Genomic DNA, 24156 nt, shown 5'->3' on the forward strand with positions numbered 1-24156 from the left:
CCAAGGAGAGGTAGCAGCCATGGACTGGCGTCACAACGCCGTTTGCCGCGAGGAAGACCCCGAGCTGTTCTTCCCCATCGGCAACACCGGTCCCGCGCTGCTGCAGATCGAGGAAGCCAAGGCCGTCTGCCGTCGCTGCCCCGTCATGGAGCAGTGCCTGCAGTGGGCGCTCGAGTCCGGCCAGGACTCCGGCGTCTGGGGTGGCCTCAGCGAGGACGAGCGCCGCGCGATGAAGCGCCGCGCCGCTCGCAACCGGGCCCGTCAGGCCTCCGCCTGATCCCCCACCCCTTATCGAGCCTGAGCCCGGCGGCGCGTACAGCGAGTACGCATCCCCCCGCCCCCGAGCCGCAGCGCGCAGTACCCCCCGATGCTCCCCCAGGCTCAGCCCGGGACAAGACCCGAGCAACGCGAGCAGTGAGCCCCGGAACCGTTCGACGGTCCGGGGCTCATTGCTGTCCACCTGACAGCGGGATCGGCTACTTGGTCGAGCGCACCGGGATGTCGAGGACGACCTGGGTGCCGCGCTCGGGTGCGGGCACCATGTCGAACGATCCGCCCAACTCGCCCTCCACCAACGTACGTACGATCTGCAGCCCCAGGTTGCCCGCCCGCTTGGGGTCGAAGCCCTCGGGCAGGCCGACGCCGTCGTCCTGGACGGTGATGAGGAGCCGGGCGTCCTTGCTGGTGCCGCCGCGCACCGCCGAGACCTCGACGGTGCCGGTGTCGCCCTGCCGGTAGCCGTGCTCCAGGGCGTTCTGCAGTACTTCGGTGAGGACCATCGACAGGGGTGTGGCGACCTCGGCGTCCAGGATGCCGAAGCGGCCGGTGCGCCGGCCCGTCACCTGTCCGGGTGAGATCTCGGCGACCATGGCGAGCACCCGGTCGGCGATCTCGTCGAACTCCACGCGCTCGTCCAGGTTCTGCGACAGCGTCTCGTGGACGATCGCGATGGACCCGACGCGCCGGACCGCTTCCTCGAGCGCCTCGCGCCCCCCGTCCGACCCGATGCGCCGGGCCTGGAGGCGCAGGAGGGCGGCCACTGTCTGCAGGTTGTTCTTCACCCGGTGGTGGATCTCCCGGATGGTCGCGTCCTTTGTGATCAACTCCCGCTCGCGCCGCCGCAGTTCGGTGACGTCACGCAGGAGGACCAGGGAACCGATGCGCGTGCCCTTGGGCTTGAGCGGGATCGCGCGCAGCTGAATCGATCCTTCCTCGCCCTCGATCTCGAACTCGCGCGGCGCCCATCCGCTGGCCACCTTGGCGAGCGCCTCGTCCACCGGCCCGCGCGAGGGCGCGAGTTCGGCCGTCGTCGTGCCGAGGTGGTGGCCGACCAGATCCGCCGAGAAGCCGAGGCGGTGGTACGCGGAGAGCGCGTTCGGGGACGCGTACTGGACGACTCCGTCGGCGTCGAGCCGGATCAGACCGTCGCCCACGCGTGGGGAGGCGTCCATGTCCACCTGCTGCCCCGGGAAGGGGAACGCGCCGGCGGCGATCATCTGCGCCAGGTCGGACGCCGACTGCAGATAGGTCAGCTCCAGGCGCGAGGGCGTGCGGACGGTCAGCAGGTTCGTGTTGCGCGCGATGACGCCGAGGACCCGGCCCTCCCGGCGTACGGGGATGGACTCGACCCGCACCGGGACCTCCTCGCGCCACTCGGGATCGCCCTCGCGCACGATGCGGCCCTCGTCGAGCGCGGCGTCCAGCATGGGGCGGCGGCCGCGCGGCACGAGATGGCCGACCATGTCGTCCTGGTAGGACGTCGGACCGGTGTTCGGGCGCATCTGCGCCACGGAGACGTACCGGGTGCCGTCGCGCGTCGGGACCCACAGGACGAGGTCGGCGAAGGAGAGGTCGGAGAGCAGCTGCCACTCCGAGACCAGCAGGTGGAGCCACTCGAGGTCGGAGTCGCCGAGGGCGGTGTGCTGGCGTACGAGATCGTTCATGGAGGGCACGAGGCGAGCGTACCCGCAGGTCGTCGGGCCCCGAAAAGACCGACGGGCCGCGGCGCCGGGGGGAGGGACCCTCGACCCTTTCCCTGGCACCGCAGCCCTTCAGGTGCATCGGCCGCCAGGTGTGCGGTGCCCGGCTGCCGATCGAGGAGCCGCCGCAGTCAGGGCAGAGAGCGGGGTTCCTCTGTCCGTCCTCCTGTGCGGGGAGGGCGGAGGTCTTCCGTACGCATTGTGGACTAGACCATTCTCCGATGTCTATGCGTCGGACCGGCTTAATTCTCGTCCCTTCCTCCGAGCCGCGGGGCTCTTTCGGCAGTGGCGTACGCCTCTCTTCACGGGCACGCACGCGCGCCGGTTCACGCGCCGGTCCCTACGTTTCGTCCCGCGCCGGTTCCTACGCCTCGTCGCGCCGGTTCGCTCACGGGCCAGGCGGCCATCGCGAGGGCGGCGATCGCCTCCAGGTCGGCCTTGGTCGCACCGTCCCTGGACTGCTGCGACATGCCCTGGAAGACGGCGCCCACGTAGCGCGCGAGAGCCGCGGTGTCCGTGGCCTCGGGCAACTCCCCCGCCGCCACCCCCTGGCGCAGCCGGTCCTCGATCGCGGCGAGGCTGGCGCCGCGCTGGTCGCGCAGCGCCTGCTCGACCTCGGGCGTCGTGCAGTTGGTCGCGGCGTGGATCACGAGGCAGCCGTGCGGGTGACCGGGGGCGGTGAACTCGTCGGCCGCCTCCCGCAGCAGGCGCTCGACAGCGGCGTGGGCGGTGGGCTCCTCGGCCAGGGCGCGGCCGGGTCCGGCGCCGTGGGTGGTGCCGTAGACCCGCACGACCTCCTCGAACAGCGAGCGCTTGTCGCCGAAGGCGGCGTAGAGGCTGGGGGCGCCGATGCCCATCTCGCGGGTCAGCTCGGAGACCGAGGTCCCCTCGTAGCCGTTCTCCCAGAAGGCCCGCATGGCCTTCTCCAGGGCGGTCTCCCGGTCGAAGGAGCGGGGCCGCCCACGCTGCTTGGTCGCCATGGAGTGAATTCTATAGCGGTCACTAGCGAAACGGGACGGGGATGCGCTACGGTCATTTTCGTAACGACCGCTACAGATTTCACGGCTACGGGACGAGAGGGGCTGCGGCATGAGCGGCACGGGTGTACTCGCAGGCAGGACGGCACTGGTCACGGGCGCGAGCCGGGGCATTGGGCGCGGCATCGCGGAGCGGCTCGGCCGGGACGGGGCACGGGTCGCGGTGCACTACGGGAGCAACCGCGCGGCCGCGGAGGAGACGGTGGCCGCGATCGAGGCGGCGGGCGGTTCGGCGTTCGCGCTCGGGGCCGAGCTGGGTGCGCCGGGGGCCGCGAAGGAGCTGTGGGAGAAGTTCGACGCGCGGGCGGACGGCGTGGACATCCTGGTGAACAACGCGGGGATCGGCACGTCCAGCGCCTTCGCGGACATCGAGGAGGCGGAGTTCGACCGCCTCTTCACGGTCAACGCCAAGTCACCGTTCTTCCTGGCCCAGCTCGCGGCACCCCGGATGCGCGACGGCGGCCGCATCATCAACATCTCCTCCGGCGCCGCGCGCACGGCGATGCTGCCCGACCTCATGCCGTACGCGATGACGAAGGGCGCGCTCGACGTGCTGACCCATTACCTCGCCAAGGTGCTCGGGCCGCGCGGCATCACGGCGAACACGGTGGCGCCCGGCATCGTCGACACGGACGTCAACGCGGAGTGGCTCCGCGCGAGCGACGAGGCGTGGGACGGCGCTGCCGCGCTCTCGGCCCTGGGCAAGGTCGGGACGCCGGCGGAGATAGCCGACGTGGTGGCGTTCCTCGCGTCGCCGGACGGGCGGTGGGTGACGGGGCAGTGGGTGGACGCGACGGGAGGCTCGTTGCTGGGCCGCTGAGCCGCACCCGCCCGGAGCGTTCGCCGCCCCTCCCCGTCCCCGACATGCCAAGGCCGCCCGCAGCGCCGAGCATGGACGGAGCAGGGGTGTGCGGGGCCTGACCGGGGAGGGGGCGCTCTGCTAGATTGGTGGTGATTGGTCTATACCACATACTCTCCAGTCTCCTCTGACCAGAACGGCAGGCCCAGCGTGGAAGTTGTGATCGTTCCGGACGCCAAGGCAGGTGGCGAGCTGATCGCCGAGGCCATGGCCGAGCTGCTGCGGCGCAAGCCCGACGCGCTGCTCGGCGTGGCCACCGGCTCGACGCCGCTGCCCATCTACCAGGCGCTGACGGCCAAGGTGCGCGCCGGTGAGGTCGACGCGTCGAAGGCCCGCATCGCCCAGCTCGACGAGTACGTGGGGCTGCCGACCGGACACCCCGAGTCCTACCGGGCGACGGTGCTGCGCGAGGTCGTCGAGCCGCTCGGGCTGGACGAGGCGGCGTTCATGGGGCCCGACGGCAGCGCCGAGGACGTGCAGGCGGCGTGCGAGGCGTACGACAGGGCGCTGGTCGAGGCCGGCGGGGTCGATCTGCAGTTGCTCGGGATCGGCACCGACGGGCACATCGGGTTCAACGAGCCGTGCTCGTCGATCGCCTCGCGGACCAGGATCAAGACGTTGACCGAACAGACGATCGCGGACAATGCGCGGTTCTTCGACGGGGACCTGAGCCAGGTGCCGCGCCACGTCATCACGCAGGGCATCGGCACGATCCTGGAGGCCCGGCACCTGGTGCTGCTCGCCACGGGCGAGGGCAAGGCGGACGCCGTGGCGGCGACGGTGGAGGGGCCCGTCGCGTCGGTCGTCCCGGCGTCGGCGCTGCAACTGCACCCGCACGCGACGATCGTCGTGGACGAGGCGGCCGCGTCGAAGCTGAAGCTCGCGGACTACTTCCGGCACACGTACGCCAACAAGCCGGAGTGGCAGGGGCTGTAGGCCCGGGCTCGTCCCAGCCGCCCGCGGCTCGCGCGAAAGGGCCGGTCGTCCCCGCTGGGGATGACCGGCCCTTTCGTCCCTCCGGCCCCTTCGTCTCTTGCGAGCGGCTTGCCGGTGAGTACCTGCCTGGGGGTCGGCTACCCCGCGACGATGACCTCAGCGGCAGCGACCCCGCACACCCGAGCCGCTCCGTGCGTGGCGATGTGCAGGGCGCCGCGCGGGGGCGCCTGCGGGACGCCCATCTCGACGACGACCGTGTCCGGGCGGGCGGCGAGGAGGGTGGTCACGGCGTCGGTCATCCAGGGGTGGCGGTGTTCGTCGCGGACCACGGCGACGATGCGCCGGTCACCGGCGGCGGCCAGGGCGTCGGCGCCCGCGTCGGGGCCCGAGTAGGAGCCGGTGGTGGTGCCGGGGAGGAGGCGTTCGAGTTCGGCGCCGACGCCCCAGGGGGTCTCGTCGCCGACCGCGATGTTGGCCAGCGGGGAGAAGGCGGCGACGTGGACCGGGCCCGAGGCCGGCGGCGCGTAGTCGCCGCGGGTGACCGTCACCGCGCGGCGGGCCGCGATCAGGCCGATCTCGGGGTCGGACACGATCTCCGAGCCCGCGCCCGCCGTCGCCGTCCACGTGGCGAGGGCGCGGACCCGGGCGGCGGCGTCCGCGAGGCGTTCCTCGGGGAGGTCGCCGGAGCGGACGGCGGCCACGAGGGCGTCCCGCAGCCGGGTGACGGTCCCCTCGTCGTTGAGGCCGCCGCCCACGCAGATGGCGTCGGCGCCCGCGGCGATGGCGAGGACGCTGCCGCGCTCGATCCCGTAGGCGGCGGAGATGGCGCGCATCTCGATGCCGTCGGTGACGATGAGGCCGTCGTAGCCGAGTTCCTCGCGGAGCAGGCCGGTGAGGATGCGGCGGGAGAGGGTCGCCGGGCGGTCCGCGTCGAGCGCCGGGACCATGATGTGGGCGCTCATCACGGCGCGGCTGCCCGCCGCGATCGCCGCGCGGAACGGGACGAGGTCACGGGCGTTCAGGACGTCGAGGCCGACGTCGATGAGCGGCATGTCGTGGTGGGAGTCGACACCGGTGTCGCCGTGGCCGGGGAAGTGCTTGGTGCAGGCGGCGACCCCGGCCGCCTGCATGCCCTCCACGTAGGCGGCGGTGTGCCGGGCGACGAGCGCGGTGTCGGCGCCGAAGGAGCGGACGCCGATGACCGGGTTGTCGGGGTTGGCGTTGACGTCGGCGGACGGCGCCCAGTTGAGGTTGACGCCGCACTCGGCGAGGCGTCGGCCCAGCTCGAAGGCGACGGAGCGGGTCAGCTCCACGTCGTCGACCTTGCCGAGCGCGTGGTTGCCGGGGAACGAGGAGCCCGTACGGACCTCGAGGCGGGTGACGTCGCCGCTCTCCTCGTCGATGGCGACGAGCAGGTCGTCGCGCTCCGCCTTCAACTGGGCGGTGAGCGCCGCGACCTGGTCCGCCGTCTGGATGTTGCGGCCGAACAGGCCGACGGAGGCGAGGCCCTCGCCGAGACGGCGCAGCACCCAGTCCGGTGCGGTGGTGCCGGCGAAGCCGGGCTGGAGGACGGCGAGCGCGTCGCGGGTCAGCGTGTCTGTGCCGCTGGTGACAGTGGTCATCGGTGGCGTTATCCCTTCACGGCGCCGGAGGTGAGGCCGCTGACGGCCTTGCGCTGCAGGAAGACGAAGACGATGAGGATCGGGATGGCGAAGAGGGAGGCCGCCGCCATGGTGGCGCCCCAGTCGTCCCCGAACTGGCTCTGGAACTGCGAGAGCCAGAGCGGGAGGGTCTTCGAGCCCGGTTCCTTGTTCAGGATCAGCACCAGCGGGAACTCGTTCCACGCCGTGACGAAGCCGAAGAGCGAGGTGGCCATGAGACCGGGTGCGAGCAGCGGGAGGATGACCTTGACGAAGGCCTGCGGGCGGCTGCACCCGTCGACCATCGCGGACTCCTCCAGCTCCTTGGGCACCGCGGCCACGTAGCCGCGCAGCGTCAGGACGGTGAAGGGCAGCACCATCACCATGTAGAAGAGGGTCAGCGGGAGGAGGCTGTTCAGCATGTCGGCGTCGCGCACGATCATGTAGATCGCGATGACCATGACTTCCCAGGGCGCCATCTGCGCGACCATGAAGACCACGATCATTCCCTTGCGCCCCTTGAACCGCATCCGGGCGAGGGCGAACGACGCGAACAGCGCGATGAGGAGCGAGAGGAGCACCGCGCAGACGGTGACGGTGACCGAGTTGGTCACCAGCTTCCAGAAGTCGGGCGCGTCGACGGCCGTCTTGAAGTGCCCGAAGGTGACGTCGGTCGGGAACCAGACGGGGTCGTCGGTGACGATGTCCGCGGTCGGCTTGAAGGCCGTCGTGAACATCCAGTACACGGGGAAGACCATCAGCGCGAACAGCACGATCGCCGTGGCGTTGGGCCAGATGCGGCCGAGCAGTGAGCGCTTCACAGCTCGTCCTCCTCTTGCTTGAGAACGATGCGGAGGTAGTACGCGGTGAGGACCAGCATGACCACGATGGTGAGCATCGCGATCGCGGCGCCCATGCCGTAGTGCTGGTTGCCGACGCCTTCGACGAACGCGTAGATCGGCAGGGTCTCGGTCAGCCGGTCGGGGCCGCCCTCGGTGATCGTGAAGCCCTGGGCGAACGCCTTGAAGACCCAGATGACCTCGAGGAAGGTCGTGGCGTAGAGGAAGGGGCGCAGGAAGGGGAAGGTCACCGAGGTGAACTGCTTCCACACGCCGGCCCCGTCGAGCGCGGCGGCCTCGTACAGCTCGCGCGGGATGGTGGTCGTGGCGGCGTACAGGTTGATCGCGACGAACGGGATGGAGCCCCAGACGATCAGCAGGCCGATCACGAAGAACGCGGAGATCTGCGAGCCGGTCCAGTTGTAGTCGGCCATGGAGTGCCAGCCGAGCTTGTCCAGGACCCAGTTGACGACGCCGAAGCGGGACGCGAACAGCCACTGGTAGACGGTGGACGACGCGACGATCGGCATCGCCCAGGCCAGCACGAGGCCGAGCATGAGCACCAGGCGCATCTTCTTGCCGAGGCGCGCGAGCAGCAGCCCGACGAGCGTCCCCGCCACCATGATCAGGACGACGTTGATCGCCGTGAAGATCGTGGAGCGCAGTGTGACGCGCCAGAAGTCCTCGCCGCCGAGGACCTCCTTGTAGTTCTCTACGCCGTTCCACTCGGTGACGTGCTGGATGAGCTGGCCCATGTTGAGGTTCTGGAACGACAGCAAGCCGTCCTTCACCAGGGGCCAGCCGAGGAAGATCGCCGTCACCAGGAGGGCGGGGAGCAGCAGCAGGTACGGGACGGTGTTCGCCGCGCCCTTCCGCTTCTCCCCCCGCGGCCCGGGTGCGCGACCGCTGCGCTGCCCGTCGGGCACGATCTTGTCGACCGTGTCCGCCGGGTTGGTCTGCACTGCCATGCTCGCCATCTCTTCCAAAGCCGTGACTGGATGATGCGTCGGGCCGGGGCGGCGGCCCGGGTCGGGACCCGCTCCGCCGCCCCGGCCCGGGCGACTACTGCTGCTGACTCAGGCGCTTGTTGAGCTCGCCCTCGACCTGCTTGGCGGCGGCGGCAGCGGACTTACCGTTCAGGACCGAGGTCATGTAGGTCTTGATCGGGTTCGGCGGGTTCTCCACCGGCGCCCACTCCGGGATCAGCGGCGTGGTGCCACCGGACTTGGCGGCGGCGGGGGCGCCGGCCTGCGCGGCCGGCTGGTCCTTGGCGTAGGACTCCAGGGCCGGGGACTTCGGGACCCAGCCGGCCTCCTTGACGAGCTGGCCGTCGTTCTCGACGGAGAGCGCGATCTTCAGGAACTCCTTGGCGAGGTCCTGCTTCTTGGAGCCCGCGGCGACGGCGAGGTTGGAGCCGCCGAGGAAGACGCCCTCGGGCTTGTCGGCACTCTCACCGGGGATGGTGAAGAAGCCGATGTCCTCGGCCTTGAGCTTCTTGGCCTGGAGCGCGGTGCCGGCCTCGTAGCCCATGGCGATGATCGCGCCGGTGTTGCCCTTGCCGAAGACGGTGGCCTGCTGCGGCGTGGCCTCGTCCTTGTCCTTGGGCGCCTTGGAGAAGGCCTGGTACTGCTTGTAGATGTCCATCGCCTTGGCGACCTTCGGGTCACCGAGGTTGGAGACCCACTTGTCGCCGTCCTTCTTGACGGGCTCGACGCCCTGGCCGACGAGGAGGCCGTCGAAGAAGTACCAGTTCTGGCCCGGCAGGTAGAGCGGCTCGGCCTTGGTCTTCTCGCCGATCTTCTTGAGGTCGTCGAAGAGCTCGGCGCGGGTCTTCGGCGTCTCCGTGATGCCGGCCTGCTTCCAGATCTTCTTGTTGTACATGACCGTGCGGTTGCCGAAGTACCACGGCAGCGCGTACTGCTTGCCGTCGTACACGGCCGGCTTGTTGACCGCCTCGGCCCAGTCCTTGCCGATCTCGCTCTTGAGGTCGGTCAGCTCGGCGAGGCCGCCGGTCTTGGCGTACGCAGGGGTCTGCGTGTTGCCGATCTCCAGGACGTCCGGCGGGTTGGACTCCGAGAGGGCCGTGGTGACCTTCTGCTGGATGCCGTTCCACTCCTGGACCTGGATGTCCAGCTTCGCCTTGGTCTTCTTCTCGAACTCGGCGGTGACCTTCTTGGTCCACTCCGGCGGGTTGGAGCCGGACATGGTCCAGACGGTCAGCGTCTGCCCCTTGTACCCGTCCGCCCCCGCCTTGCTCCCGCTGTCCTTGTCGTCGTCACTGCCACAGGCCGCGATCGAGACCAACATGCCCGCGACGCCGATGGCCGCAATGAGCTTGCGCTTCACGTCACCCTCCTCAGGGATGCCAGCAACCCCCCACCCACAGCGACGCATACGACGAGCAGTGCTTCGTGGGACTGGGACCCGGTCTCCGTTTAATGGTGTAGACCAGTACGGGGAGCTTGGCCCAGACCAATTGAGGTGTCAAGGGAGGCTGAGAAAGACCCGTGCGTCCGTTATCGGAACGACACCCGCCAGGTGGGACAAGGGCGTTGGGCGGTTCGGGGGACCGCTCCCATCCGTGGGTGCGTGGACTAGACCAGAGCGGCAGCGGGCGGTATAAGGAGGGATCACGGAGCGTGCGGGGTCTCCCCCGGAGCGAGCCGTGCCACGATGTGAGCCGTGGCCGATGGGCATGTCGGTCGCATCGGCACCGGAGCCGGGAAGGCGGAGCATGAGCACCGACGTGAGCAGTGCGGAGAACGAGAGCGGGGCGCCCGTCCGTACCGCACGCGTGCCCAAGTACTACCGCCTGAAGAAGCATCTGCTCGACATGACGGAGACCCTGCCGCCGGGCACGCCGGTGCCGCCCGAGCGCACGCTCGCCGCCGAGTTCGACACCTCCCGCACCACCGTCCGCCAGGCCCTCCAGGAGCTGGTCGTCGAGGGCCGCCTGGAGCGCATCCAGGGCAAGGGCACCTTCGTCGCCAAGCCCAAGGTCTCCCAGGCGCTGCAACTCACTTCCTACACGGAGGACATGAGGGCGCAGGGCCTGGAGCCGACCTCGCAGCTGCTCGACATCGGGTACGTGACGGCGGACGACACCCTCGCTCAACTCCTCGACATCTCCGCCGGCGGCCGCGTCCTGCGCATCGAACGCCTGCGCCTGGCCAGCGGCGAGCCCATGGCCATCGAGACGACCCATCTGTCCGCCAAGCGCTTCCCAGCACTGCGCCGCTCGCTCGTCAAGTACACCTCTCTCTACACGGCTCTCGCCGAGGTCTACGACGTCCATCTCGCCGAGGCCGAGGAGACCATCGAGACCTCGCTCGCCACCCCGCGCGAGGCCGGCCTGCTCGGCACCGATGTCGGTCTGCCGATGCTGATGCTCTCCCGGCACTCGATCGACGGTTCGGCCCAGCCGGTGGAGTGGGTGCGGTCGGTCTACCGGGGTGACCGGTACAAGTTCGTGGCGCGGCTCAAGCGCCCGATGGACTGACCCGCCCATACGCGCCCGATTCCCTGCATAACCGCAGGCCCGGGACCGGAACGGTCCGGTCCGTTATCCGGACAGGGGTTCCGGAGAGCAAGACTCTCGCACTAGATTTCCCGCACGTTAAGCGTGAGATAAGTGGGATCAGCGAGGGGACGGAGCCCGAAATGTCCGATGCGCCGGATGTGGCCAACAAAGCAGGGGGACCGGTGGTGACACCGGTCCGCGTGGTGATCGGACTGTGCCTGGTCGCGCCGTTCGTGGCGATGCTCTGGGTCAGCTCCTACTCCAAGATCGACCCGACCTTCATCGGCATCCCGTTCTTCTACTGGTACCAGATGCTCTGGGTGCTGATCTCGACCGGGCTCACGATGATCGCGTACAAGCTGTGGCAGCGCGACCAGCGCGGCCGCAGGGACTCGGCCACCCGTTCCGCCCAGACCTCGGAGGGGCAGCGATGAACGGCGGCGTCAACGGTGTCGCGCTCACCGTCTTCATCTTCTTCTTCGTGGCCGTCACGGTCATGGGCTTCCTCGCCGCGCGCTGGCGCCGCTCCGAGCACGACTCGCTCGACGAATGGGGCCTCGGCGGACGCTCGTTCGGCACCTGGATCACCTGGTTCCTGCTCGGCGGCGACCTCTACACGGCGTACACCTTCGTCGCCGTCCCTGCGGCGATCTACGCGGCGGGCGCGTCCGGCTTCTTCGCCGTGCCGTACACGATCCTGGTGTACCCGCTGATCTTCACGTTCCTGCCGCGCCTGTGGTCGGTCTCGCACCGCCACGGGTACGTCACGACGTCGGACTTCGTCCGCGGCCGCTTCGGCTCCAAGGGGCTGTCACTGGCCGTCGCGATCACCGGCATCCTCGCCACGATGCCGTACATCGCGCTCCAGCTCGTCGGCATCCAGGCCGTGCTCGACGTCATGGGCGTCGGCGGCGGCGAGAACACCAACTGGTTCATCAAGGACCTGCCGCTCCTCATCGCCTTCGGCGTGCTCGCGGCGTACACCTACTCCTCGGGCCTGCGCGCCCCCGCGCTGATCGCGTTCGTCAAGGACGGTCTGATCTACCTCGTCATCGCGGTCGCCATCATCTACATCCCGATCAAGCTCGGCGGCTTCGACGACATCTTCGCCGCGGCGGGCAAGAAGTTCGAGCAGATCAACCCGGCGACAGGGAAACCCGTCGGGGCGCTCGCGCCCGGCGAGGCGGGCCACTGGACGTACGCGACGCTCGCGCTCGGCTCCGCGCTCGCGCTGTTCATGTACCCGCACTCGATCACCGCGACGCTCTCCTCCAAGAGCCGTGACGTGATCCGCCGCAACACCACCATCCTGCCGCTGTACTCGCTCATGCTCGGCCTGCTGGCGCTGCTCGGGTTCATGGCGATCGCGGCCGGGATCAAGGTGCAGAACGGGCAGTTGGCGATCCCGCAGTTGTTCGAGGACATGTTCCCCGACTGGTTCACGGGCGTCGCGTTCGCCGCCATCGGCATCGGTGCGCTCGTGCCCGCGGCCATCATGTCCATCGCCGCGGCGAACCTCTTCACGCGCAACATCTACAAGGACTTCATCAAGCCCGACGCGACCCCCGCGCAGGAGACCAAGGTCTCCAAGCTCGTGTCGCTGCTCGTGAAGGTCGGGGCGCTCGTCTTCGTCCTCACCATGGACAAGACCGTCGCGATCAACTTCCAGCTCCTTGGCGGCATCTGGATCCTGCAGACCATGCCGGCGCTCGTCGGCGGCCTGTTCACCCGCTGGCTCCACCGGTGGGCGCTGATCGCGGGCTGGGCGGTCGGCATGGTGTACGGCACGCTCGCCGCGTACGGGGTGGCCTCGCCGACGCAGAAGCACTTCGGCGGGTCCTCGAAGGAGATCCCCGGCATCGGGGAGATCGGGTACATCGGCCTGACCGCGTTCGTCCTGAACGTGATCGTGACGGTCGTCCTGACCTTCGTCCTGAAGGCCGCGAAGGCTCCCGAGGGCATCGACGAGACGTCCCCCGGCGACTACACCGCCGACGCGGGCGACAAGGGCGTCCAGACGGACCTCCCGCCGGTGGTCGGAGCGGGCTCCGGCCACTGACCAAGTCGTACGTCACTCGGAACGGGCCTCTCCACTCCTGGAGGGGCCCGTTCGCCATATCCACGCGCGCGTGCCGACCCTCCCACGGGCCGTACGGCCCTGAAGGCGCCACCCCGACAACGCCGAACGGCGCCACCGAGGGCGCCGCAGACAACAGGGGCCGGGGCCGCCCTGCACCACGGAGCGGCGAACGCAGGGCCCGTCGTTCGCGCCCGAGCGCAGATACCGCCGGCGCGAGCAACGGGCGCCGGGCCGGAACCGCCCCACGCCACACAGCGACGGGCCGCTTCACTCGCGCAGGCCCGTCGTTCGCAGCCACGCGCGCGTGCCGATCGAGTGCCGGACCGCCCCGAGCCGCGCACGCCGACGCGACAACCCCGGGCACCACGACCCCGCGCACGGCGACGTGACAACCCCGGGCACCACGACCCCGCGCCCCACCCAGCGACGGCCCCCACCTCGCGACCCCCGGCACCTCGGCTCGCCCGGGGCGACACAACATATGGGGCCGCCCCTCCCACCCGGCACAACATGTATGCTCGCTCTCGCTGCAGCCGCAGGGGAATCCGGTGCGAATCCGGAGCTGTCCCGCAACGGTGTACGTAGCGCGCATTCAGGGCGCGCCCGCGTGAGTCCGACGACCTGCCGCAGCCCACCCGAGCCGTCCGGCGCGGGTGGTGACGACGTCCGGGCCTCGCGGAATGGGCCGGTGACGAGGGTGCCGCCGTGCGTGCGGGCGCCCGAGCCACTCCTCCCCGCCGGGCCCCGAGCCGAGCGAGGGAGAGCCCCCACGTGACCATCGCGCCGCCCGCCGAACCGGTCTCAGCCGCAGCGGAGCAAGACGCCCCGGGCACCGCGCTGCTGCGCACCCTGACCGAGCTGACCTCCGACCTCACCGGCGCCGACCCCGGCCGGGTCGCCGCCGCCGCGCTGCGCGGCCGCAGCGCCCGCGCCGACGAGGCCGAGCTGCGCGAGCTCGCCACGGAGGCCGCGGCGGGGCTGATCTCCGAGGACCCGGTCTACTCCCGGCTCGCCGCGCGCCTGCTCACGCGCACGATCGCCGCCGAGGCCGCCTCGCAGGGCGTCACCTCCTTCACCGCCTCGATCGCGGTCGGCCACCGCGAGGGCCTGATCGCCGACCGCACCGCCGAGTTCACCCGCGTCCACACGGCACGGCTCGACGCGCTCGTCGACACCGGCGCCGACGACCGCTTCGGCTACTTCGGCCTGCGCACCCTGTACAGCCGCTACCTCCTGCGCCACCCGATCACCCGCAAGGTCGTCGAGACGCCGCAGTACTTCATGCTGCGCGTGGCCGCCGGTCTGGCCGAGGACGACTCCGTACGCGCCCTGGACGAGGTCGCCGACCTGTACGGCCTGATGAGCCGCCTGGACTACCTGCCGTCCTCGCCCACCCTCTTCAACTCCGGCACCCGCCACCCCCAGATGTCGAGCTGCTATCTGCTGGACTCCCCGCTGGACGAGCTGGACTCGATCTACGACCGCTACCACCAAGTGGCCCGCCTCTCCAAGCACGCCGGCGGCATCGGGCTCTCGTACAGCCGCGTCCGCAGCCGGGGTTCGCTGATCCGGGGCACCAACGGGCACTCCAACGGCATCGTCCCGTTCCTGAAGACCCTCGACGCCTCGGTCGCCGCCGTGAACCAGGGTGGCCGCCGCAAGGGCGCCGCCGCCGTCTACCTGGAGACCTGGCACTCGGACATCGAGGAGTTCCTGGAGCTGCGCGACAACACCGGCGAGGACGCGCGCCGCACCCACAACCTCAACCTGGCGCACTGGATCCCCGACGAGTTCATGCGCCGGGTCGCCGACGACCGCCCCTGGTCCCTCTTCTCCCCGGCCGACGTGCCCGACCTCGTAGACCTGTGGGGCGAGGAGTTCGACGCCGCGTACCGCAAGGCCGAGGCGGAGGGCAAGGCACAGAAGACCATTCCCGCCCGCGAGCTGTACGGGCGCATGATGCGCACCCTCGCGCAGACCGGCAACGGCTGGCTGACCTTCAAGGACGCCGCCAACCGCACCGCCAACCAGACGGCGGAGCCCGGCCACACCGTCCACTCCTCGAACCTGTGCACGGAGATCCTGGAGGTGACGGACGACGGGGAGACCGCCGTCTGCAACCTGGGCTCGGTCAACCTCGGCGCCTTCGTCATCGACGGGGAGATCGACTGGGAGCGGCTCGACGAGACGGTCCGCACCGCCGTGACCTTCCTCGACCGCGTAGTCGACATCAACTTCTACCCGACCGAGCAGGCGGGCCGCTCCAACGCCCGCTGGCGCCCGGTCGGCCTCGGCGCGATGGGCCTCCAGGACGTCTTCTTCAAGCTGCGCCTGCCCTTCGACTCACCGCAGGCGAAAGCTCTTTCGACGCGCCTTGCCGAGCGCATCATGCTCGCCGCCTACGAGGCGTCCGCCGACCTGGCCGAGCGCAATGGGCCCCTGCCTGCCTGGGAGAAGACCCGCACCGCGCGCGGCGTCCTGCACCCCGACCACTACGACACGGAACTCACCTGGCCGGAGCGGTGGGCCGCGCTGCGGGAACGGATCGCCGCCGTCGGCATGCGCAACTCGCTCCTGCTCGCCATCGCGCCGACCGCGACGATCGCCTCCATCGCGGGCGTCTACGAGTGCATCGAGCCGCAGGTCTCCAACCTGTTCAAGCGCGAGACGCTGTCCGGCGAATTCCTCCAGGTCAACTCCTACCTGGTGGACGACCTGAAGCGGCTCGGCGTGTGGGACGCGCAGACCCGTGAGGCGCTGCGCGAGTCGAACGGCTCCGTGCAGGACTTCACCTGGGTGCCGGAGGAGGTCCGCGCCCTGTACCGCACGGCGTGGGAGCTGCCGCAGCGCGGGCTGATCGACATGGCGGCGGCCCGTACCCCGTTCCTCGACCAGGCCCAGTCCCTCAACCTCTTCATGGAGACGCCGACCATCGGCAAGCTCTCCTCGATGTACGCGTACGCCTGGAAGTCGGGCCTGAAGACGACGTACTACCTGCGCTCGCGCCCCGCGACGCGCATCGCGCGGGCCGCGGCCCGGGTCCCGGTCCAGATGGCCGAGCCCGACGCCGTCGCCTGCTCCCTGGAAAACCCCGAGTCCTGCGAGGCCTGCCAGTAATGACGACGACCACCCCTTCGGACAAGAACCTGCTCGACCCGGGCTTCGAACTGACCCTGCGCCCCATGCGCTACCCGGACTTCTACGAGCGCTACCGCGACGCGATCAAGAACACCTGGACCGTCGAGGAGGTCGACCTCCACTCCGACGTCGCCGACCTGGCGAAGCTGTCGCCGGGCGAGCAGCACATGATCGGCCGCCTGGTCGCGTTCTTCGCGACGGGCGACTCGATCGTCGCGAACAACCTGGTCCTTACGCTGTACAAGCACATCAACTCGCCCGAGGCGCGGCTCTACCTCTCGCGCCAGTTGTTCGAGGAGGCCGTGCACGTCCAGTTCTATCTGACGCTGCTCGACACCTATCTGCCCGATCCGGACGACCGGGCGGCCGCGTTCGCCGCGGTGGAGAACATCCCGTCCATCAGGGAGAAGGCGGAGTTCTGCTTCACGTGGATGGACTCGGTGGAGTCCATCGACCGCCTGGAGACCAAGGCGGACCGCCGCCGCTTCCTGCTCAACCTGATCTGCTTCGCGGCGTGCATCGAGGGTCTGTTCTTCTACGGGGCCTTCGCCTACGTGTACTGGTTCCGCTCGCGGGGCCTGCTGCACGGCCTGGCCACCGGCACCAACTGGGTCTTCCGTGACGAGACGATGCACATGAGCTTCGCCTTCGACGTGGTCGACACGGTGCGCAAGGAGGAGCCGGACCTGTTCGACGACGCCCTGCGGGAGGAGGTCACCGCCATGCTGCGGGAGGCGGTCGACGCCGAGCTGCAGTTCGCCCGTGACCTGTGCGGGGACGGGCTGCCGGGGATGAACACCGACTCGATGCGGCAGTACCTGGAGTGCGTGGCCGACCAGCGGCTCCAGCGGCTCGGGTTCGCACCGGTGTACGGCTCGGAGAACCCGTTCTCGTTCATGGAGTTGCAGGGGGTGCAGGAGCTGACGAACTTCTTCGAGCGCCGGCCCTCGGCGTACCAGGTGGCGGTCGAGGGCTCGGTCGGCTTCGACGAGGACTTCTAGGCGGACTCTCCGGCGCTGCGGAGCGGGTTACGCGACCTTCGCGTACTCGGGGCCGCGCGCCAGGGTCTCGCGCTCCTGCGCCTGCCGGGCGCGCCGGATCTCCCGGTCGATCCGGCGGTCGTGGGCGGCTCCGTACAGGGACGGGGCGGCCAGGAGGAGGAAGACGAAGAGGACGGTGAGGTAGTTCATCGCTGTGTTCATGTCCTCTACTCTCCCGCCGCCCGGCCCCGCACGGCAGTGGCAGTCCTGTCACTGACCCTCGAATTGCTGCCAACTCTGCGGCACACTGGCAGACATGCTGAAGAACGTGGCCGCGGTACTGCTCGACGGTGTGCACCCCTTCGAACTCGGAGTCGTGTGCGAGGTGTTCGGCCTCGACCGTAGCGACTCCGGGCTGCCCGCGTACGACTTCGCCGTGGTCTCCGCGGACGGTCCCACGCTGTCCACGCACGTCACCGGGATGACGATCTCCACCCCGTACGGGCTCGAACGCCTGGAGGAGGCGGACCTCATCGCCATACCGGCGGCGGCGCCCCGGCCGGACGGATACCCGCCCGCGCTGCTGGACGCGCTGCGCCGGGCGGTGGACAGGAACGCGCGCGTCCTGAGCATCTGCTCGGGCGTCTTCGTGCTCGGCGCGGCCGGACTCCTCGACGGCCGCCGCTGCGCCGTCCACTGGCGGTACACGCGCGAGCTGTCGATCAGGCATCCGCGCACCCGCGTCGACCCGGACGTGCTGTACGTGGACGAGAGCCCGGTGATCACGTCCGCGGGCACGGCGGCGGGCATCGACGCGTGCCTGCACATCGTGCGCACCGAGCACGGCTCCGAGGTGGCCAACGCCATCGCGCGCCGCATGGTCGTGCCGCCGCACCGCGACGGCGGGCAGGCCCAGTACGTGGAGCGGCCGCTGCCCCCGACGCGCTGCGACACCGTGGGCGAGGTCCTCGCCTGGATGGAGCGGCACCTGGACGAGCCAGTGACGGTGGAGGATCTCGCGGCACGGGCGCACATGTCGCCCCGCACCTTCGCGCGCCGCTTCCAGCAGGAGACGGGCACGACCCCGTACCGCTGGCTGCTTCGCCAGCGGGTGCTCTTCGCGCAGGAATTGCTGGAGCGGACGGACGAGACGGTGGACGCCATCGCCGCGCGCGCCGGGTTCGGCAACGCGGCGGCGATGCGCCACCAGTTCATGAAGGCGCTGGGCACGACGCCCAACGCCTTCCGCAGGACCTTCCGGGTGCGCCTGGCCAGTTGAGCGCTAGCCGCGCGCCTCGACGCGCAGCACGGCCCGCTTCGGCTGGAGCGTGATCCCGATCCGGGCCGCGCCGTCCGTCTCCGGGGTCGGCACGAGCCGCCAGCGGGAGACCACCGTGCCCAGGACCACGGCCATCTCGGCCATGCTGAAGTGGTCGCCGGGGCACTTGCGGTTGCCGACGCTGAAGGGGGCGTGTGCGGCGGGCGTGACGTCCGCCGCGCGCTCGGGCAGCCACCGGTCGGGGTCGAACGCGAGGTGGTCGGTGAACGCGCGGGGGTCGCGCTGCATGGCCAGCGGGCTGTAGACGATGTCCGACCCGGCGGGAATCGAATAGCCGCCGAGTGTCGTGTCGACGACGGCGAGCCGCGTCAGAATCCAGACAGCGGGCCGAATCCGCATCGCCTCGGTGAGCAGATTCCGCATATATGCGAGTTCTTTCACGTCACCGAAAGCGACCGGTCCGCCACCCGTCACGGATTCAACCTCCGCGTACAACCGCTTTTCCGCGTCGGGGTGTTCGGCGAGAAGCTGGAAGACCCACGTCAGGGTCTTCGCGACATTCTCGGCACCGGCCACGACGAGGGACACGACCTGGTCGTGCACCTCTTGCTCGTCGACGGTTTCACCCTTCTCGTCGCGATCGTCGAGCAAGGCGGCGAGAAGGTCGCCCGGATTGGTTCCCGACGCCCTTCGTTCGGCGATGATCTCGTCGACCAGACGGTGCAGATCGGCCAGCGCGTTCTCGAATCGCCGGTTGGCCGGGGTCGGCAGCTTGTACAGCGGTCCGAAGGAAAGGACCATCCGGCGGTACAGGCCCTCGAAGACGGTGTGCAGCGCCGTGGAGAGCCGGTCGGCGCGCTCGTCGACGGACTCGATGTGGAGCACGGAGCGGGCCACGATACGGGTCGCCGTGCGGAACACCTCGGCCGCGATGTCGACCTGCTGTCCGTCGCTCCAGCGGGCGGTCATCGCCCGCGCCTCCTCCTCCATCACCGTCGCGTACTCATGGATGCGGTCCATGCGGAACGCGGGCTGGATGGCGCGGCGCTGGCGCCGGTGCAGCGGCCCGTTGCTCGTCGCCACGCCCTTGCCGAGCAGGACGCCCATCGTCTCCCACAGCGGGCCTCCGACCAGGAAGTCCGGGCTCTTGAGCAGGGCGGCCACCAACTCGGGGTCGCACACCGCATAGGCCGTCCTCGGGCCCAGTCGCAGCCGGACGACGTCGCCGCCGTCGCGCAGCCGCGTCAGGAAGCCCAGCGGGTCGCGCAGCAAATTCCAGGCGTGGCCGAGCAGGGGCGCGCCGCCCGGGGCGAGTGGGGGGAGCCCCGGCCGCGCGCCGGGCGAGGAGGGCGCCGGCAGGGTGGACTCGACGGTCATGCGCACTCTCCCACTTGGTCCGTCTGTTCGGTCGGCTCGCCGTCGGTGATGTAGGGCGGGGTCGCCCGGTCGTCCCACTGGTCGACCGCGTAGCGCCCGGATTCGTGGTGGAACCAGTACACGGAGCTGAACCAGTTCCGCATGTTTCCGACGCACGACCGTAAAGCCCGCGCGAGTTCCTTGCCGTGGGCGCCGATATGCTCCGTGGCGACCGCGAGCTGTTCCACCTCCGCCTCCGCGGCGAGGAAATCGTCGATGGTCCCCTCGACTCTGCGACGCACCTCGTCTATCGCTTCCCGGAGAGTGAGCCCCTCGTGTTTGATGAGGCTTATCCCGAGGTTGTGCAATTCCTCGCCCGCGAGTTCCTTGGGCAATGAGCACAGGTCGTTGTACCAGGCCGCGAAATCCTGGCAGGCGAGCGCCGCACGGCGATAGGACTCGTTCTTCCGCACCCACGCCGGGAGTTCGTACTGTGCGCTCAGTTCGAGCAGGTCGAGCCAGATCCAGTGCGCGAACGTATTGCGGCGCAGCTCGATGTATTCGTCGACGGACGGGACGGTGCCCGTCATCCGGTTGTGGAACTCCTGGTCGTACGCGTCGATCACCACGTGGAAGTGGCGGGCGAACCGGGCGTTCCACGTCCGGCCGAGCGAGCCGTAGAGCCGGTCCAGGCTCTCCGCGAACCCCGCGACCACGGGGTCCTTGTGGTTCAGGTGCAGTTGTGGGGCCTCCGTGGCCGCGTGCAGTTCGACGGCGAGCCGCCGCCAGTTCGCCGTCCGGCCGTGGATCACGTCGCGGTCGTGGCGGTCGTCCCAGACGAAGAACCACGCGCTGTAGTCGCATATGGCGGCCAGCACGTCGTCGGGCGCGTCCGTGTAATAGCCCGCCATCAAGTCCGTGTAGCACAGACCATCGGCATATTTCTGCACCTTGTCGGCGGACATGAGGCGCTTTTCGAGCAGCCAGGAGCGCGTCTTCTCCTGGAGCTTGGGCCAATAGGGGTGCAGATTGCGAGGAAACGCGTCCTCGATCACCGGTAGGGCCAGCGCCGGTGGGACCGCTGTCTCTGGATGAGCAGGCACGAAACAAACCCCTCTCTGCCGCCTGATGGCGTACGCCCTCCCGCAGTGCCGGGCGCGCGCCGTTGCGTATCCCCGCGCTTTCTATTCAGCACTACAACTGACCGTTCTGGGAATGGATTTGCTCCCCTCACTACCCCCAGCCGCCGGAATCGTCCCCTTACATGTCTGAATATGGGTCACGTTCGGCCGGTCCTGTTCGCACATGAGGGCGTACGAATGGGGGCGCGAGCGCACACACGAGCGGCGCCCGGCTCGGAAACATCCGTACCGGGCGCCGCTCAGCGCTCAACTGCCCAAAGGGCCTCAGTCGTTGGGGACGACAGGGTAGCGCGGAGTGCCCTCCTCCATCTGCTTCAGGGCGTTCTTGCGCTCCCGCTTCGACAGGCGGTCGATGTAGAGGTAGCCGTACAGGTGGTCGGTCTCGTGCTGGAGGCAGCGCGCGAAGTACCCGGTGCCGCGCACCTTGATGAGGTTGCCCTTCTCATCCTGCCCGGTGACCACCGCGTAGTCGGGGCGCGCGAGCTCGGCGTACGCCGTCGGCACGGAGAGGCAGCCCTCGTTGGAGTCGTCGAGCCGGCGCCGCTCGGCGGGCAGCTCCTGGAGGACGGGGTTGCAGACGACGCCGGTGTGGCGCACGCCCTCGTCGTCCGGGCAGTCGTAGACGAAGACCTTGCGGTCGACCCCGATCTGGTTGGCGGCGAGCCCGACGCCCTCGGCGGTGCGCTGGCTGGCGAACATGTCGTCGACCAGGGCGGCCAGCTCGTCGTCGAACTCGGTCACGTCCTTGCACTCCTTGTGCAGGACGGGGTTGCCGACGACGGTGATCGGCCGCGACGTCCCGCGCTCCCGGTACGCCGCCTCGCGCGCCTCGCAGTCCTCGGTGTCGATGACGAAGCCCTCGTCGTCCACGGGGAGCACGCCCGCGCGCTGCTGATCGATGTCCTGCTGGGCCATGACCGAGGTATGCCTTCCTGGGAAACTGGGTGTACTGACAACAGGGTACGGTCAGGAGCGCCCCGCAAGGGGCGCGGGGAACGGCGCGCTCAGCCCACCACGACCCGCGGTCGGCAGTCCACCTCAACAGACCTCTTCAAGATCCCGCCAGTCCCGCGAATCGGGCGAGTCGGCAACCCATCCGTCCAGCAACCCCCGAACCAGTGAAGCCGGCGCGGCCACCCCGCACTCACGCTCAGGCACCCACAACTGCCCATCCGTCCGATGCCCGAGCGGCCCCGGATGCCCGGGCTCACTGTGATCGTGCGGATCGAGATGCTGCCCGTCACCCTCGTCGGACGGCATCCGCGACTCGGAGCACATCCGGCAGAGCAGCCGCACCGACGACGACCAGTCCTCGGCCGCGAACCCCGCGTCGGCCGCGAGCCGCTCCAGGGCGTCCCGGTCGGCCTCGGTGGCGGCCTCCAGGAGCACGACCCAGGTCGGCACCGGGGACGGCGCCCACAGCTCGATCTCGTCGAACACGGGGTACGAGTGCCCGGCGGCCGTCGTCCGCTCCCCGTGCGGGACGCCGTCGTGCAGCACGACCTCGCCCCAGCGCCGCCCGGAGGACGGCAGCGGAATGGAGAGCACCTCGATGCGCGCGGGGTCGAGCCTGCGCCCCCACACGACCTCGGCCTCCCCCTCGGGCGAGAGCCGTACGGCAGCGCTGCCGAGGTCCATCCCGGTCGGCTCACCCGCGGCGGCGGCGCCCCCGGGCACCTTGAGCCCGTACGCCTGCCAGGCCCGCCGGGCCAGCGGCCAGTCCTGGAGGGCGGTCGCGGCGATCCCCACGTTCCACCAGTCGGGGGCGCCGGTCTCCCGTTCGAGCAGCGCCACGGCGCGCAGCCCCGCGGTGCGCGCCTGCTCCCAGTCGTGCCGGAACTTGTGCAGCAGCGCGAGGTTGAACCAGGACTCGGACAGCCAGGGCTCCAGATCGGCGGCGCGTGTGAGCAGCGCCCCAGCGTCCTCGTAGCGTCCGTCACCGATCAGCGTGAACGCGCGATCTGTGGCCTGCCGCCATGAGGCGGAGGGCCGGTGTCGTCCCTTGCCGAAGATCCTCACGATTCCCGCCTGCCGATACTCGAGGCCCGTGCCCCCGGAACACCCTCTTCTTCGCATCCAACCACGTACGGTCGGACGCTCGCTCATTACCCATGGGTTACCCAGCCGACCCCAGGCTCAGACCGGGGTGTGCCACCACCCTGGCCAGCGCCTCCACGACCTCGGACGAGTAGTCCCGGCCCGTGCCGAGGCGCAGTCGTTCCAGGGCCGTGAGCGGGCCGTGGGGGCCCTCTTCCCTGGCCATCTCGTCGTACGCGTTCGCTGTCCGCACAATCCGCGCGGTCAACGGCTGCTCACGGTACGGGTCGGCCTGCCGCTCCACCACCACGGCGACCTGGGCGTCCACGCCCGTCTGCCGTACGACGGCACCGCCGAGGAGGGCGATGCGCCGCTGCTGGGCGGCGGGCAGCGCGGCCGTCGCCCCCTGCGCGACCGGGTCGAGGAGGGAGAGCTGCCCGATGTCGTGCATCAGGGCCGCGTACTCCAGAACGGTCAGGTCCGGCTCGGAGAGCCCCAGCTCGCGCCCGACGGACCGGCTGAGCGCGGCGACCCTGCGGGCGTGCCCGTGCGGCGTGTACCCGGCGATCTCGGTGGCGCGGGCGAGCGAGGCGATGGTCTGCCGGTACGTGGCCCGGACGGCGGCGTAGCGCCGGAACGCCAGTTGGGTGAGGAGCAGCGGCAGGCTGATGACGGGCAGCGCCCACAGCCCGGCCACGGCGACGGCGAGCGCCATGACGGCGCCGGTCGCACAGACGGCGGAGCCGATGCCGAGCATGGCCCGCAGCTCGTCGCGGAGCAGCGGTCCGAACGGCCAGCGCGTGCGCGCGTGCGCGATGGCGGCGGCGAGCACGGCGTCGCACAGGGCGGTGAGCGCGAGCAGCCCGGCGACGAGCAGCGCGTAGGACGCCCCGCCGCCGACCCAGCGCTGCACCACTCCACGGTCGTAGAGCGGCTGGAAGCAGACGGCGGCGAAGGCGACGCTCAGCACGCGCCGTGCCATGTGGTCGAGCGAGGGCCCGCGCCCTTGGGCGACGTGCGGGACGCAGCCGAGCAGCGTGCCCGCGACGGTGATGGCGACGACCTGGGGCACCCCGTGCTGCGAGGGCTGCCCGCCCGCCTGTCCGAGCAGCGCGTACGCGAGCGCTCCCGCGGTGCCGAGCGGCGCGGGCTCCCGGTCCCCGCCCTCGCCCCACCGGGCCAGCTCCCCCACGACGATGAGGAGGCCGAAGGCGAGCGCGACCCCGGGCCGTTCGAGCCCGTGCCGGGCGGTGGAGGCGAGGGCGACCAGGGTGAGCAGGCCCGCGGCGGCGTAGAGGCCGGCCACCATGGGCGGGCAAGCGGGGCCGGGCGAG

Annotated in this window: 21 protein-coding genes and 1 riboswitch; of the genes, 9 read left to right on the top strand and 12 right to left on the bottom strand. The window is 70.2% G+C overall.

The genetic code is table 11. The features are described from left to right. Window positions 1-19: 19 nt before the first annotated feature. Window positions 20-277, top strand: coding sequence for a WhiB family transcriptional regulator (locus ABZ877_RS04735; RefSeq protein WP_016639615.1), 258 nt, complete (start codon window positions 20-22; stop codon window positions 275-277). A gap of 199 nt (window positions 278-476) precedes the next feature. Here ABZ877_RS04735 and ABZ877_RS04740 read toward each other — a convergent pair whose 3' ends face one another. Together ABZ877_RS04740 and ABZ877_RS04745 are read right to left on the bottom strand one after the other, a co-directional pair. After that, on the bottom strand, window positions 477-1943 hold the full coding sequence (locus ABZ877_RS04740) for a PAS domain-containing sensor histidine kinase (protein ID WP_361064763.1): 1467 nt from the start codon (window positions 1941-1943) through the stop codon (window positions 477-479). A gap of 362 nt (window positions 1944-2305) precedes the next feature. Continuing rightward, on the bottom strand, window positions 2306-2959 hold the full coding sequence (locus ABZ877_RS04745) for a TetR/AcrR family transcriptional regulator (RefSeq protein WP_361064299.1): 654 nt from the start codon (window positions 2957-2959) through the stop codon (window positions 2306-2308). A 109-nt stretch (window positions 2960-3068) separates the two neighbouring features. Between ABZ877_RS04745 and ABZ877_RS04750 the strand changes: the two genes are divergently transcribed. Together ABZ877_RS04750 and nagB are read left to right on the top strand one after the other, a co-directional pair. Continuing rightward, on the top strand, window positions 3069-3836 hold the full coding sequence (locus tag ABZ877_RS04750) for an SDR family oxidoreductase (protein ID WP_361064301.1): 768 nt from the start codon (window positions 3069-3071) through the stop codon (window positions 3834-3836). 189 nt (window positions 3837-4025) lie between these two features. Then, complete coding sequence (gene nagB / locus ABZ877_RS04755) at window positions 4026-4811, top strand: glucosamine-6-phosphate deaminase (RefSeq protein WP_361064304.1); 786 nt, start codon at window positions 4026-4028, stop codon at window positions 4809-4811. A 137-nt stretch (window positions 4812-4948) separates the two neighbouring features. Here the strand turns inward: nagB and ABZ877_RS04760 are convergent, their stop codons facing one another. The 4 genes from ABZ877_RS04760 to ABZ877_RS04775 form a co-directional block, all read right to left on the bottom strand. Then, window positions 4949-6433 carry a glycoside hydrolase family 3 protein gene (locus tag ABZ877_RS04760; RefSeq protein WP_361064307.1) on the bottom strand — a complete coding sequence of 495 codons (1485 nt, stop codon included), beginning with the start codon at window positions 6431-6433 and terminating at the stop codon, window positions 4949-4951. Between the two features lie 8 nt (window positions 6434-6441). Beyond that, complete coding sequence (locus tag ABZ877_RS04765) at window positions 6442-7272, bottom strand: carbohydrate ABC transporter permease (protein ID WP_361064311.1); 831 nt, start codon at window positions 7270-7272, stop codon at window positions 6442-6444. Beyond that, on the bottom strand, window positions 7269-8258 hold the full coding sequence (locus ABZ877_RS04770; RefSeq protein ID WP_361064314.1) for a sugar ABC transporter permease: 990 nt from the start codon (window positions 8256-8258) through the stop codon (window positions 7269-7271). Before ABZ877_RS04770 ends, ABZ877_RS04765 begins: the two co-directional genes overlap by 4 nt. 94 nt (window positions 8259-8352) lie before the next feature. Next, entirely contained in the window at window positions 8353-9636 is a 1284-nt protein-coding gene (locus tag ABZ877_RS04775) for an extracellular solute-binding protein (RefSeq protein ID WP_361064317.1), read from the bottom strand. Window positions 9637-10024: 388 nt separating this feature from the next. Here ABZ877_RS04775 and ABZ877_RS04780 point away from each other — a divergent pair, with 388 nt between their 5' ends. The 5 genes from ABZ877_RS04780 to ABZ877_RS04800 all read left to right on the top strand — a co-directional run bounded on the left by ABZ877_RS04780 (window position 10025) and on the right by ABZ877_RS04800 (window position 17029). Continuing rightward, window positions 10025-10789, top strand: coding sequence for a GntR family transcriptional regulator (locus tag ABZ877_RS04780; RefSeq protein WP_361064320.1), 765 nt, complete (start codon window positions 10025-10027; stop codon window positions 10787-10789). 161 nt (window positions 10790-10950) lie between these two features. Continuing rightward, window positions 10951-11244: a DUF3311 domain-containing protein gene (locus ABZ877_RS04785; protein ID WP_361064323.1), complete on the top strand. Its 294-nt coding sequence runs from the start codon at window positions 10951-10953 to the stop codon at window positions 11242-11244. Further along, window positions 11241-12869, top strand: coding sequence for a monocarboxylate uptake permease MctP (mctP, locus tag ABZ877_RS04790; protein ID WP_361064326.1), 1629 nt, complete (start codon window positions 11241-11243; stop codon window positions 12867-12869). Before ABZ877_RS04785 ends, mctP begins: the two co-directional genes overlap by 4 nt. A 528-nt stretch (window positions 12870-13397) precedes the next feature. After that, window positions 13398-13534: riboswitch (cobalamin riboswitch) on the top strand. A gap of 127 nt (window positions 13535-13661) precedes the next feature. Continuing rightward, complete coding sequence (locus ABZ877_RS04795; RefSeq protein WP_361064329.1) at window positions 13662-16007, top strand: ribonucleoside-diphosphate reductase subunit alpha; 2346 nt, start codon at window positions 13662-13664, stop codon at window positions 16005-16007. Beyond that, a complete protein-coding gene (locus tag ABZ877_RS04800) occupies window positions 16007-17029 on the top strand; it encodes a ribonucleotide-diphosphate reductase subunit beta (RefSeq protein ID WP_361064332.1) in 1023 nt (340 codons plus the stop codon). The genes ABZ877_RS04795 and ABZ877_RS04800 overlap by 1 nt, the downstream gene beginning before the upstream one ends. 27 nt (window positions 17030-17056) lie before the next feature. On the opposite strand, the gene ABZ877_RS04805 is transcribed toward ABZ877_RS04800, so the two are convergent. Further along, complete coding sequence (locus ABZ877_RS04805) at window positions 17057-17230, bottom strand: hypothetical protein (protein WP_361064335.1); 174 nt, start codon at window positions 17228-17230, stop codon at window positions 17057-17059. Between the two features lie 94 nt (window positions 17231-17324). Here ABZ877_RS04805 and ABZ877_RS04810 point away from each other — a divergent pair, with 94 nt between their 5' ends. Continuing rightward, on the top strand, window positions 17325-18287 hold the full coding sequence (locus ABZ877_RS04810; RefSeq protein ID WP_361064338.1) for a helix-turn-helix domain-containing protein: 963 nt from the start codon (window positions 17325-17327) through the stop codon (window positions 18285-18287). A 3-nt stretch (window positions 18288-18290) separates the two neighbouring features. Here ABZ877_RS04810 and ABZ877_RS04815 read toward each other — a convergent pair whose 3' ends face one another. From ABZ877_RS04815 to ABZ877_RS04835, 5 genes are all read right to left on the bottom strand, one after another. Then, window positions 18291-19664: a cytochrome P450 gene (locus ABZ877_RS04815; RefSeq protein WP_361064341.1), complete on the bottom strand. Its 1374-nt coding sequence runs from the start codon at window positions 19662-19664 to the stop codon at window positions 18291-18293. Next, window positions 19661-20698, bottom strand: a complete 1038-nt coding sequence (locus ABZ877_RS04820; protein WP_361064765.1) for a multidrug MFS transporter — start codon at window positions 20696-20698, stop codon at window positions 19661-19663. Before ABZ877_RS04820 ends, ABZ877_RS04815 begins: the two co-directional genes overlap by 4 nt. Before the next feature lie 351 nt (window positions 20699-21049). Continuing rightward, window positions 21050-21700, bottom strand: coding sequence for a peptide deformylase (gene def / locus ABZ877_RS04825; protein ID WP_361064344.1), 651 nt, complete (start codon window positions 21698-21700; stop codon window positions 21050-21052). A 123-nt stretch (window positions 21701-21823) separates the two neighbouring features. After that, a complete protein-coding gene (locus ABZ877_RS04830; RefSeq protein ID WP_361064347.1) occupies window positions 21824-22804 on the bottom strand; it encodes a hypothetical protein in 981 nt (326 codons plus the stop codon). A gap of 97 nt (window positions 22805-22901) precedes the next feature. After that, window positions 22902-24131, bottom strand: coding sequence for an HD domain-containing protein (locus tag ABZ877_RS04835; protein ID WP_361064350.1), 1230 nt, complete (start codon window positions 24129-24131; stop codon window positions 22902-22904). Window positions 24132-24156 lie beyond the last annotated feature (25 nt).

Origin of the sequence: Streptomyces sp. NPDC046939 (genome assembly GCF_040644575.1) — a bacterium.
GTDB lineage: Bacteria > Actinomycetota > Actinomycetes > Streptomycetales > Streptomycetaceae > Streptomyces.